General features: G+C 65.5%; 10 protein-coding genes. 3 read left to right on the top strand and 7 right to left on the bottom strand.

Going from position 1 to position 12,308, the window contains the following annotated elements; genetic code table 11:
- The 3 genes from RCH10_RS15515 to RCH10_RS15505 all read right to left on the bottom strand — a co-directional run.
- A partial coding sequence (locus RCH10_RS15515; protein WP_409053082.1) for a phosphoketolase occupies positions 1–1,889 on the bottom strand: 1,889 nt, incomplete at its 3' end.
- Between the two features lie 16 nt (positions 1,890–1,905).
- Positions 1,906–2,433: a universal stress protein gene (locus RCH10_RS15510; protein ID WP_409053066.1), complete on the bottom strand. Its 528-nt coding sequence runs from the start codon at positions 2,431–2,433 to the stop codon at positions 1,906–1,908.
- A gap of 151 nt (positions 2,434–2,584) precedes the next feature.
- A complete protein-coding gene (locus RCH10_RS15505; RefSeq protein ID WP_409053065.1) occupies positions 2,585–3,343 on the bottom strand; it encodes a hypothetical protein in 759 nt (252 codons plus the stop codon).
- Between the two features lie 195 nt (positions 3,344–3,538).
- On the opposite strand from RCH10_RS15505, the gene RCH10_RS15500 reads away from it, so the two are divergent.
- Positions 3,539–4,321, top strand: a complete 783-nt coding sequence (locus RCH10_RS15500) for a helix-turn-helix domain-containing protein (RefSeq protein WP_323501332.1) — start codon at positions 3,539–3,541, stop codon at positions 4,319–4,321.
- On the opposite strand, the gene RCH10_RS15495 is transcribed toward RCH10_RS15500, so the two are convergent.
- Both RCH10_RS15495 and RCH10_RS15490 read right to left on the bottom strand, forming a co-directional pair.
- Complete coding sequence (locus RCH10_RS15495) at positions 4,275–6,404, bottom strand: PAS domain S-box protein (protein ID WP_409053064.1); 2,130 nt, start codon at positions 6,402–6,404, stop codon at positions 4,275–4,277. The genes RCH10_RS15500 and RCH10_RS15495 overlap by 47 nt on opposite strands.
- On the bottom strand, positions 6,401–7,153 hold the full coding sequence (locus RCH10_RS15490; RefSeq protein WP_409053063.1) for a winged helix-turn-helix domain-containing protein: 753 nt from the start codon (positions 7,151–7,153) through the stop codon (positions 6,401–6,403). Before RCH10_RS15490 ends, RCH10_RS15495 begins: the two co-directional genes overlap by 4 nt.
- A 151-nt stretch (positions 7,154–7,304) precedes the next feature.
- Here RCH10_RS15490 and RCH10_RS15485 point away from each other — a divergent pair, with 151 nt between their 5' ends.
- Both RCH10_RS15485 and RCH10_RS15480 read left to right on the top strand, forming a co-directional pair.
- The gene (locus RCH10_RS15485; protein ID WP_409053062.1) at positions 7,305–8,936 is read left to right on the top strand and encodes an oleate hydratase; all 1,632 of its coding nucleotides are present in this window, start codon (positions 7,305–7,307) and stop codon (positions 8,934–8,936) included.
- 115 nt (positions 8,937–9,051) lie between these two features.
- Positions 9,052–10,188, top strand: a complete 1,137-nt coding sequence (locus RCH10_RS15480) for an ABC transporter substrate-binding protein (protein WP_323495246.1) — start codon at positions 9,052–9,054, stop codon at positions 10,186–10,188.
- On the opposite strand, the gene RCH10_RS15475 is transcribed toward RCH10_RS15480, so the two are convergent.
- Complete coding sequence (locus tag RCH10_RS15475) at positions 10,172–11,593, bottom strand: sensor histidine kinase (protein WP_409053061.1); 1,422 nt, start codon at positions 11,591–11,593, stop codon at positions 10,172–10,174. The genes RCH10_RS15480 and RCH10_RS15475 overlap by 17 nt on opposite strands.
- Complete coding sequence (locus RCH10_RS15470; protein ID WP_409053060.1) at positions 11,590–12,273, bottom strand: response regulator transcription factor; 684 nt, start codon at positions 12,271–12,273, stop codon at positions 11,590–11,592. Before RCH10_RS15470 ends, RCH10_RS15475 begins: the two co-directional genes overlap by 4 nt.
- Positions 12,274–12,308: the final 35 nt, after the last annotated feature.

Here is a 12,308-nt window from a genome sequence, read left to right as displayed (position 1 = left end):
ACATCGCCGGCGCAGGCCATGACCACGTCGGGCGCAACGCCGTCGTCGTTGCTGGCCCAGTCCCAGATGCCCATGCCGATCTTGCAGTGGCGGGCGGCGGCATCGATGTCGAGCCACTGCGCCTCGGGCGGCTTGCCGGCAACGATCACGTTCACGTAGTTGCGGCTGCGCAGGCAATGGTCGACCACCGAAAGCAGGGTGTTGGCGTCGGGCGGCAGGTACACGCGCACCACCTCGGCCTTCTTGTTGACGACGTGGTCGATGAAGCCCGGGTCCTGGTGACTGAAGCCGTTATGGTCTTGCTGCCAGACGTGGCTGGTGAGCAGGTAGTTGAGCGACGCAATGGGGCGGCGCCAGGGAATGTGGCGCGTCACCTTCAACCACTTCGCGTGCTGGTTGAACATCGAATCGATGATGTGAATGAAGGCTTCGTAGCAGGAGAAGAGGCCGTGGCGACCGGTCAGCAGATAGCCTTCGAGCCAGCCCTGGCACAGGTGTTCGCTCAGCACTTCCATCACACGGCCATCGGCGCCGACGTGGTCGTCCCCAGGCTCGACTTCGGCGGTCGAGGTGCGGTCCGTCACCTCGAACAGCGCGCCGAGCCGGTTCGATGCGGTTTCGTCCGGGCCCATCACGCGGAAGTTGCTGTTGACGTCGTTCATGCGCATCACATCGCGCAAGAAGGCGCCGGTGATGCGCGTGGCTTCGGCGGTGCTGGCACCCGGCCGCGGCACGGCCACGGCGTAGTCGCGAAAGTCCGGCAACGCCAGGTCTTTCAGCAGGAGGCCGCCGTTGGTGTGCGGATTGGCGCTCATGCGGCGCAAGGCTTTGGGTGCGAACGACGCGATCTCGGGGCGCAGCGTGCCGGCCTCGTCGAACAGCTCTTCGGGCTTGTAGCTGCGCATCCAGTTTTCGAGGATTTGCACATGCGACGGGTTCTCGACGAAGCCGGTGAGCGGCACCTGGTGCGCGCGGAACGTGCCTTCGATCGGCACCCCGTCGACCACCTTGGGGCCGGTCCAGCCCTTGGGCGAGCGCAGCACGATCATCGGCCAGCGATGGCGTTTCTTGAAGCCATCGGAGCGGGCTTCGGTCTGGATGGCGCAGATCGCGTCGAGCGATGCATCGAGCGCGGCGGCCATTGCCGCATGCATGGCCAGCGGCTCGTGGCCGGACACGAAGTGCGGCTCGTAGCCGTAGCCCCGCATGAGCTGGGTCAGCTGCTCGTCGCCGATGCGTGCCAGCACGGTCGGGCCGGCGATCTTGTAGCCGTTCAGGTGCAGGATGGGCAGCACCGCGCCGTCGCGTGTGGGGTTCAGGAACTTGTTGGAGTGCCAGCTGGCTGCCAGTGCACCGGTCTCGGCCTCGCCATCGCCGACCACACAGCAGGCGATGAGGTCGGGGTTGTCGAACACCGCCCCGTACGCGTGCAGCAACGAGTAGCCGAGCTCGCCGCCTTCATGGATCGAGCCGGGCGTCTCAGGCGCGACGTGGCTCGGGATGCCGCCCGGAAACGAGAACTGCTTGAAGAGCCGCTGGATGCCTTCGGCGTTTTGCGTGACGTACGAGTACACCTCGCTGTAGGTGCCTTCGAGGTAAGTGTTGGCCACCACGCCGGGACCGCCGTGGCCCGGACCCGCGATGAAGATCGCATTGAGGTCGCGGGCGACGATGGCGCGGTTCATGTGCGCGTAGACGAAGTTGAGGCCCGGCGTGGTGCCCCAATGCCCGAGCAGCCGCGGCTTGATGTGCGCCAGCGTCAGTGGCTCGCGCAGCAAGGCGTTGCCCATCAGGTAGACCTGACCGACCGAGAGGTAATTGGCGGCGCGCCACCAGGCGTCCAGCTGCGAGAAGTCGGTGGGGTTCGCGGTCGGCATCGGCAGTGACATCAGCATGGGCTCCGGGTTATTCGATCGACAACGCAGCAGAAGGCAATTTCAAGTGGACCGTCTGGCTCGCTGCAGCGGCGCTCACCGGCGTGTCCGCGAGCTCGGGCGCACGCACGAGCAGCACCGGCACCGGCGAGCAGCGCAGCACCTGTTCTGCGCTGCTGCCGAGAAACGCACGCCCTACGCCGCGCCGTCCGTGGGTTCCGAGCACGATCAGATCGGCGCCCCACGACGTCGCTTCGGTGGTCACGAGCAACTGCACCGTTGCGGCCAAGCCGTCGAGCAGCACGGAATCGACTGGCACGCCCGCCGCCTTGACCGTGGCGGTCGCTACTTCGAGTAGCTTGCTGCCGTTCTCTCGGACGATCGTCAGCCAGTCGCCCGTGCCGGCGTAGCACTCCATCGCGAAGCCTGCGGACAGTTCATCGGTCACGTGAATCAGCCGGAGCCGGCCACCGGTCAGTTTGGCCAGTTGAATCGCTTCTTCGAGGCCGCGTGCGGAGGTCGCACTGCCGTCGATGGGAACCAGGATCTTTTGGTACATGGCGCGCTCTTTTCTGAAATAGGGGGGGCCGTGAGTGAGATGAAGTCGGTGGCGTCAGTATGGAAGCCGTCTTTTGGCCGAGCTTGATAAAGATCAAGGGAAATCGGCATTGCCATCGGCTCGAACGGAGCGCGAAATTCCAGCGCTCGGTTCAGCGCGCCAGGAGGGTGATCAACAGCACCGCCTGCAGCACGAAGCGATGGTTCGCTGTTCGTTGCGCATCCTCGACGCTTGCCGCCGGGCCGGCCAGCACCCAATGTTCGGTATCGGTCGCATCGACGACGAAGGGCGCATCGATTGCCGACGCATCCTGAAGCGCATCGACAGGGCTGTCCATCGAATGCACGTCGAAGCCGAGTTGCCGTGCGCCCTGCAGGAAGCTTCGACCGCGGCCGGTCGTCACGTCGCCGACAAAGAGCAGCGCTGCCTCGGCTGTATTGGCCGCGGCGGCTACATTGAGCGGGCGCTGCTCGCACAGTGCCATGAGGTCGGCCAGCACCGCAGCGGGATGCCCTTCGAGCCCGCGGTAGACGGGAATGCCTGCCTGGCTTTCGATCTGCGCAGCCGAGATGGCCGACACGCTCCCGCAATCGACGGCGTCATAAAGGCGGCCGAGCATCTTCGGCAAGTTTTGGAACTCGCTCCCCGGTGGCCCGATCGAGTCGCCCAGCCAGACATCCGCGACCCGGGCGCCGAGGGCCGCTGCTGCGTCCTGGAACACCGAGTCGTCCTGCGGCGCCGACGTGGCGCGCAACAGCGCCAGGTTCTTGCCCGCGAGCGGCAGCCCCTCGCCGACCAGGGCGTTGGCCTTGAGGCTGCGCGCGAGGTCGAACGTGCGTCGAACATCCGCTCCGCCCAAGCCCTGGCTTGGCCAGAAAGTTCTATCGACAGGTGCGGCGGGCAAGTTCATAGGCGTGTCCGACCTTAGGTGCGCCTTCAAATCGGCGATTGATTTGCGTCAAGCCATTGCGCAAAAAAGGTGGCAGCGCACTCAAGACACAAAGCGTTGACGGTCTGTTACGCAACGCGCCCTTGCGGTGGTGAAGCTGTTGCACTCGGCGAATAGGCTTGCCTCACTCCATCAGGAACCTACAAGGAACCCACCATGTCATACGCCGCACTGCAGCAACCGATGCCACTTTCGAACCGTGCCACGCTCTCCATCCCGAGCGCCGGACCGAGCGCGGCACAAGCCCCGCTGCAGCGTATCGGCGACATGCTGCGGCTCATCGAGCAGAGCGTGCCGATCACCAAGCGCGTCGTGCGTGCCGGCGATTCGGTCTATCAGGCGGGACAGGATTTCGAATGTCTCTACGTCGTCAACGCCGGCTTCTTCAAGATGGTGAACCTGTCGAGCGAAGGCCGCGAGCAGGTCGTCGGCCTGCATCTCAAGGGCGACTGGCTCGGTCTCGACGGCATCGCGAACGCGCACTACGGCTGCGACGCGGTCGCAATGGACACCGGCGAGCTATGGGCCATTCGCTACGACGACCTGCTGCGCGCCAGCCTGCGTACGCCCGCATTGCTCACCGCATTGCACCAGACCATGAGCCGCGAACTGGTGCGAGAGCAGGACTCGATGCTGTCGATGTGCACGCTGTCGGCCGACGCGCGAGTGGCAGGCTTTCTGCGCTATTGGGCTGAAGCGTTGGCCCAGCGCGGTCTCCGCACCGATCAATTCACCCTGCGCATGACGCGCGCCGAGATCGGCAACTACCTCGGCATGACGCTCGAATCGGTGAGCCGAGCACTGTCGCGGCTGGCACGGGGGGACGTGATCCGCTTCTCGGAGAAGGGACGTCGCGACATCCATATTCCCCATGTCGAAGCGCTGACCGCTTTCATGCAGCGCGGGTCGGTAGCGTCGGCGGCAGTGGCGCTGCACTGAGCGCCCGCAGCATCGCGCGCTCCAGCTCCAGGCGCGTACACGGTTTGGGCAGCAACTCCCAATCGGGCGGTGCATCGGCCAGCTCGCTCGAAAAGCCCGACATCAGCAGCACTGCCAACGCGGGCCGCAACGCATGCGCCTTGGCCGCCAGTTCCGTGCCCTGCATGCCGACGCCGAGCGCGATGTCGGTCAGCAGCAAGTCGATCGCGCTGCCGGCCATCAACGAGGCCAGCGCCTGCTCGGCCTGGCCGCAGGCGACGGCCTCGCATCCCATCGACGCCAGAAATTTCTGCAGCACGCTCCGTACTTCGGCATCGTCTTCGACCAGCATCACACGAAGGCCATGCGGCACAGCGCCGTGCGTGACGTCGGCGATGCGGTCGTCGTCCGCAGCGTCCTCGCCGTCGCTGTCGTAATCGAAGTAGTCGTCGTCCTCGGCGCGCGGCAAGAAAAGCGTGACGGTCGTACCCGCACCGGGCGCGCTGACCAGCTTGACGGCGCCGTGCGACTGCTTGGCAAAGCCGTACACGGTCGACAGCCCGAGCCCAGTGCCGCGACCGGCTTCCTTGGTCGTAAAGAACGGTTCGAAGGCCCGCTCCTGCACGGTTTCGGGCATGCCATCGCCGGTGTCCGACACGGCAATGGCGACGTAGCCTGTAGGCATGGAGGGCTGGGCTTGCGTGTCGTGGTCCGAGCGCAGGTCGGCCGGCAGCGCGGACACCACCCGGCAAGAAAAAGTCAGCGTTCCGCCTTGCGGCATCGCATCGCGCGAGTTGATCGCGATGTTGAGCAGGGCCGACTCCAGCTGCCCGGCATCGGCCATGCACAGCGCCGCGTCGGCGACCAGCGTGATGGCGATGCGCTGGTCGAGCGTGCGCCGCAGCATGTCGGTGAGCGACAGCAGCAGGGCGCGCGTGTCGACGATGGTCGGCTGCAGCACCTGCCGCCGGGAAAATGCGAGCAGCTTGCCGGTGAGTTCTGCGCCGCGTCGCGTGGCGCGCATGGCAGCGCCGATGAGTTGCTGCGACACCGCGTCGTCGCCGATGGCGGGCGAGTCTTCAAGCACCTGCAGGTTGCCCGAGATCACCGTCAGCAGGTTGTTGAAGTCGTGCGCGATGCCGCCGGTGAGCTGCCCCACGCTTTCGAGCCGCTGCGCGTGGCCGAGCGCTTCCTCGATCTGCGTACGTTGCAACACGGTGGCCAGCAAGCTCGACAGCGATTCGAGAAAGCGCACCTCTTCATCGCCGAAGCGCCTTGCGGTGCGCGAGCGCACGGACAGCACACCAATGGTGCGACCTCGGTCTGCCAGCGGCACCGTGATCTCGCAGACGAAGCCGGCAGCCAGGTAGTGCGATGGAATAGTGAAGCGCGACTCTGCTGCGTAGTCGCCCATGAGCACCGACTGGCCGCTCGACATCACATGGCCGGAGGGTGATTGGGCTTCGTTGGCGATGCGATCGCCGATCGCTTCTTCAGGCAGCAGCCCGACGCCAGCGGCAATGCGGAATTCGGCTCCATTGGGTTCGAGCAGCAGCACCTTCGCCGTTTCGACCTGAAGCGCCTCTGCAGCTATGACGGGCACCTGGTCCAGCAGAAGATGCAGATCCGCCACGTCGACAGCGTGCCTGCTGAACTGCGCCAGATGCTCGGCATAGCGCGCACGCTGCAGCGCATGCTGGACGCGCGGATAAGAAGCGACGCTGCGGATGGCGGCCACGACCAGCGGCAGCCCGTGATCGTTGAGCGGGCTGAGCGCAATTTCGACCATCACCTCGCTGCCGTCGCGCCGTTTGGCGACCAGGTCCATCTGCGTTCCCATCGGGCGCTTGCGTGGGTGCGTGGCATAGCCCTCGCGGTAAGCGGCATGGCGCGGGCGAGTCGCGTCGGGCACCAGCGTGTCGACCGACATGCCCACCAGTTCATCTGCGGTGTAGCCGAGCAGTTCGAGGGCGGTCGGGTTGGCCAGCACGATCACGCCGCGCTGGTCGACCACCAGCAGCGCATCGGGATAGGCGGCGAACAGCGTGCGGAACACGGTGCCGTCGTCGAAGCCGGGAACGACCGGCTTGCGCGGTGTATTCATGCCGACACGACGGCGGGCACGAAAAGATAGCCGGCGCCGCGCACCGACTTGACGATGCGTGGCTGGTTCGGGTCGTCGCCGAGTTTGCGGCGCAGCCGGCCGATCTGCACGTCGATGGTTCGATCGAACGGGCCACCATCGCGGCCTCGTGTTCGCTCCAGCAGGAAGTCGCGCGACAGCACGCGGCCGGTGTTTTCGGCCATGACGCGCAGCAGATCGAACTCGCCAGTGGTGAGCGGCACTTCATCGCCCTGCGCCGCGCGGAGGCGGCGCGCTGCGATGTCGAGCGTCCAGCCGGAGAAGCGAAGCATCGTGGGTGGCGCATCGGGCGCGGACGCCGCGTCGACGACCGCCACTACAGGCGCCGCCGCGGGCGCTGCAATCCGGCGCAACACAGCCCGGATGCGCGCCAGCAGTTCGCGCAGATCGAAGGGCTTGGTCACGTAATCGTCAGCGCCTATCTCCAGGCCGACCACCTTGTCGACAGCATCGCCGCGGCCAGTCACGATCACCAGTCCGCACTGCCATCGCTCTCGCACCTGCCGCGCGATGGTGATGCCGTCTTCACCCGGCAAGCCGAGGTCGAGCAACACGACCGCCGCCGGGTCTTGCCGCATCAGGTCGAGCAGGGCTCGGCCCGAATGGCGCTGGCTGACACGAAAGCCGTGGACCTGCAGATAGTTGGCCAGCAGCAGGGTGATCTCGGTTTCGTCGTCGAGAACAGCGATGTGGATGGAGGTTGAGGGCACGCACCATGTTAGATGCAAGAGAAGTCATGGAGTGCGGCGTTGGACACATTGATCGCGGATTGACCTGCATCAAGCCTTCCCGCGCTGCAGGCGCTTTCAATCGGTGCTGCGCAATGTTGCGCATCCTATGACCCTCGTCTTTTCAAACTTCATGAACACGTCCATCTCAACGTCGGCCCCGAACCGCAGGCGCAGGGCCTTTCTCGTTGGCGGCGGCATCGCGTCGTTGTCGGCCGCCGTGCTGTTGATTCGCGATGGCGGATTTCAGGGCACCGACATCTTCATCTTCGAAGAGATGCAGGTAGCAGGCGGCGCACTGGACGGTTCAGGCGATGCCGAAGCAGGTTACGTAACCCGCGGCGGCCGCATGTGGACCGAGGAGGCTTATGTCTGCTTGTGGAATGTGCTGGATTCGGTGCCGGACCGTCACGGCGCAGGGTCGCTGAAAGACGCGGTCTGGGACTTCAACGAAGCTTTGCAATCGCACGCCAACGCGCGGCTCATCGACCGGCAGCACCGCATCCTCGATGCGGCCGATCTGGGCTTCGATGCGCGCGACCGCCTCGATGTGCTGCGCCTGCTCGCCACGCCGGAGCGCATGCTCGGCGCCGAGCGTATCGAAGACTGCTTCACCGAGCACTTTTTCAACTCCAACTTCTGGGCGATGTGGCGCACAACCTTCGCCTTCCAGAACTGGCACAGCGCCGTCGAAATGCGACGCTATTTGCTCCGCTTCCTGCAGGAGCTGCCGCGCATTCACACGCTGGCCGGCGTTCGTCGCACAGCCTTGAATCAGTACGACTCGATCGTCCGACCGATGCAGGACTGGCTCGCGGGGCAAGGCGTGACGTTCCAGTTCGGAACCAAGGTCATGGACATGGATTTCGAAGACTTCGCAGAGATGACCGAGGTCGCGCGCAACACCGACGGCTTGCGCGTCACTGCCATCCATTGCAATCGCGGCGACGAGTTCTTCTTGCATCAGGTCGGGCCCGACGATGTGGTCTTTGCCACGCTCGGTTCGATGACCGCCGACACCCGCATCGGCGACAACGATCACGCGCCGGCACTGTTGCGAGACAAGCGCGACGGCGGCTGGACGCTTTGGGAAAACCTCGCGCGCAAGGTGCCGACCCTGGGCCGACCGGAGACGTTCAACGGCAACGTCGACGAGAGCAAGTGGGAGTCTTTCACCGTCACGCTGCGAAGCCCCTTGCTGGTGAAGCGCATCGAAGCGTACTCAGGCAACGGGCCGGGCACGGGCGGCCTCATGACGTTCAAGGACTCGCCGTGGTTGATGTCGATCGTCGTGCCGCACGCACCGCACTTCGCGGGTCAACCCGAGGGCGTCTACACGATATGGGGCTATGGGCTCTTCATCGACAAGAAGGGCGACTACGTCGACAAGTCGATGGCCGAGAGCAGCGGTGAAGAAATCCTGACCGAGTTGATGCACCAGTTGGGTTTCGAAGACATCCTCGAAGAAGTGCGTCGCACCAGCACCGTGATCCCGGTGATGCTGCCTTACATCACGAGTCAGTTCGAGCGTCGCGAGCCGACGGATCGGCCCGCTGTCGTTCCCGGTGGCACCCGCAATTTCGCAGTGCTCGGCCAGTATGTGGAGATTCCGGAAGATGTGGTGTTCACTGTCGAGTATTCGGTGCGCAGCGCGATGCATGCCGTGTACGGACTGCTGCACCTGAAGAACGAGATTCCTGCGATCTATCACGGGGCGGTGCATCCCAAGGTGGCGCTGGAGAGCTTCAAGGCGCTCATGCTTTGAGGGTAAGCCCTCATGGCCGCGCTTCGTTCAAAGATTAGATTTGGTTATCCCGCATAACCATTGGTTATGCGCCATCACCATGTTCTTTGACGACCTCTTCAGGAGAAGCGCCGCCATGACTTTCAAACTCGCCACCCTTGCCGCCGTGCTGGCCACCACGATGCTGGGCACCGCCCATGCCGATCTCACCATTGGCGTGGTGCAACCACTCACCGGACCGGCTTCCGGCCTCGGCATTCCTGTCAACAAAGCTATCGCGCTGTGGCCCAAGACCATCGCGGGCCAAACGCTCAAGGTGATCGTGTTGGACGATGCCAGCGATCCCACGACGGGCGTCAAGGACGCGCAGCGCCTGGTCACCGACGACAAGGTCGACGTCATTGTCGGCTCGTCCGCCACACCGGTGGCCGCACCGATGGCCGAGGTCACGGCCGAGTCGGGCACGCCGCAGCTGTCGACGTCGCCGGCCGGGCTGCCACCCGGCAAAGACAAGTGGTTCTTCAGGCTGCCGCAGTCCAACGGTGTCATGGCCTACGCGGTCATCGAGCACATGAAGAAGCAGAACATCAAGACGGTGGGCTTTCTCGGCTACACCGATGCTTACGGCGAGCTGTGGCTCAAGGCGTTTACCGAACAGGGCGCCAAGGCCGGCATCAAGGTCGTCGGTGTGGAGCGCTTTGCACGCGCCGACACCAGCGTGACAGCGCAAGCGCTCAAGCTGACTTCTGCCAACCCCGACGCGATACTGATCGTGGCCTCGGGCAGCGGCGCCGGCATGCCGCAAAAAGCCATTGTCGAGCGCGGCTACAAGGGCAAGATCTACCAGACGCACGCAGCCGCATCACCCGACCTGATGCGCACGGCGGGCAAGGATGCCGAAGGCACGTTCGTCGTCTCCGGCCCGGCGATGATCGGCGCCCAGTTGCCCGACAGCCATCCGTCGAAGAAGGCCGCGGTGGCGTTCGTGCAGCAGTACGAGCAAGCCTACGGCCCGGGCTCGCGCAACCAGTTTGCAGGACACGGCACCGACGCATTGACCGTACTCGAAATCGCCGTGCCAGTCGCGCTGAAAAAGGCCAAGCCCGGCACACCTGAGTTTCGTGCTGCACTGCGCGATGCCATGGAGAACATGGGTCGCACCGTGCTGGCGCACGGCGTCCTCAACTGGACCGCCGACGACCATTGGGGCTACACCAACGAGACCGGCGTGATGCTCAAGGTCGTGAACGGGGAGTTCAAGGTCGAGCAGTAACCGCCGCGTCGGCGAAGGGCAGCGACACTGTGAAAAGTGCGCCGCCGGCTACGGGGCTCGACGCCTCGATGCGACCGCCATGCGCCTTCACGATGGCGTGCGACAGCGCCAGTCCCAGGCCGATTCCCGGCACCGCGCCGGCACGTGCTGCGGCGCCGCGATAGAAGCGCTCGAACACGTAGGGCAGATCCTGCTTCTGGATGCCAGGGCCTTCGTCGCCCACGCTCACCCGGGCTTCGGCGCCCTCGGTCGCCAGCTGCACCGTCACCCGGCCGCCGTGCGGTGAAAACTTGACCGCGTTGTCCAGCAGGTTGGCCAGCACCAGACTCGCCGGCCCGCGCGCCACCATCAGCTCGTGCCGCATCGCCGATGGCGCCAGTGCCATGCGCACGCCACGCTCCTGAGCAGCGCTCTCCTGCCGTGCCATCGCCTCCTCGACCAGCGCCTTCAACGACGCGGTTTCGGTCGGCCCGCGCTCTTGGCCGGCATCGAGCCGCGCCAGCGTGAGCAGTTCTTCGACGAGAAGGGTGAGACGTTCTACTTCTTCGACGCATGAGCGCATCGCATCCACATAGGCGGCCGGTTCCCGGGGTCTGCGCAGTGCGAGTTCGAGTTCGGTGCGCAGGCGCGACAAGGGCGAGCGCAGCTCGTGCGACGCGTCGGCGGTGAAGCGTTTCTGTGCATCGAAGCCGTGCTCCAGGCGGTCGAGCATCTCGTTGAGCGTCTGCACCAGCCGGCCGATCTCGTCGTCGGTGCCCGGGTGCGGCAAGCGACGACCCAGGCTGGCATCGCCGATGCGGTGTGCCTGTTCGACCACATCGCCGATCGCGTTGAAGGCGCCTCGTGTCAGCAGGAAACCCGCCGCGCCGACGGCCAGCAGCAGCGTCGCGCCCATCACGCCGAACAGCACGCTGGCGGTCTCGACCACACGGTCGACGTCGTCCAGCGAGCCCGCCACCTGCACGGCGCGCACATTGCCGTGGCCCTGCACCGGCAGTGACACCAGGCGCGTCGGCTCACTGCCAAAGCTATGCAGCGTCTCGAAAACCACTTCGCCCGCTGCTAGTCGCCTGGAAAGATCGGGCGACAACGGCAGGCGGGCCGCGCCGAGGTTGCGGCTGCGCGCCAGCACCTCGCCGTCGGCGCCGACGATCTGCAGCAGACGGTCGAGCCGTTCGAACGATGGCGGCGCGCCAGCGGCCACCGCCTCGTGCACGGTGACGGCCTGACCGCCTTGCTCGGGCAGCGCAGCGGCTTCGGTTTCAGCCAGCGCCAACAGGGCCGCGTCGAGCTGCGCATGCACCTCGCGCGACAGCGTCCAGTAGGCAGCCAGCGCCGTCACGGTCAGCACCACGACGATGACGGCCTGGTGCACCAGCGTGAGCCGGCGGCGAAAACTGATCATGCTTCGCCTTCCGCGGCACCGAGCCTGAAGCCGCGCCCGCGCACCGTCTGGATCAGCGTTGGCAGCCCCGGCGCATCGATCTTGCGGCGCAGGTTGCCGACATGCACGTCGATCAGGTTGTCGATGGCGACCAGGTCGGCCTTCCACACTTGCTCGGCGAGGCGCGACCGGCTGACCACGTCGCCGGCCTGGCGCATCAGCACCTCGAGGATCGCGTATTCCTTGCGCGTCAGGGTGAGTACCGTGCCGGCGCGCTGCACACGCTGGGCCATCGGGTCGAGGCTCAGGTCGCCGACCGTGAGCACGGACGGCCGCGTCAGCTCCGAGCGGCGCAGCAACGCTCGGGCGCGGGCCAGAAGTTCGTCGAAAGAAAAGGGCTTGGTGAGGTAGTCGTCGGCGCCGGTATTGAGGCCGGTCACGCGGTCACCCAGCGCGTCACGCGCGGTCAGCATCAGGATCGGCGTGTGGATCTTGTGGCGCCGCAACGCCACGCACAACGCCAGGCCGTCCTTGCCGGGCAGCATCCAGTCGAGGATCAGCAGGTCGTAGTCGGAGGCAAAAACGCGCTGTTCGCCATCTTCGGCGGAGCCTGCGATGTCGACCAGAAAACCCTCTTCCTCGAGCCCGCGCGCGAGCAGGCGGGCCGCTTTTCCATCGTCTTCGACAAGAAGAATTTTCATAACGGCCGCGAGTCTCGCACCAATGCCCGGCGGCC

This window comes from Variovorax sp. GrIS 2.14, from assembly GCF_046115955.1.
GTDB lineage: Bacteria > Pseudomonadota > Gammaproteobacteria > Burkholderiales > Burkholderiaceae_C > Variovorax.
Note: the sequence above shows the minus strand (reverse complement) of the source record. Positions and strands in the feature narration are given on the sequence as shown.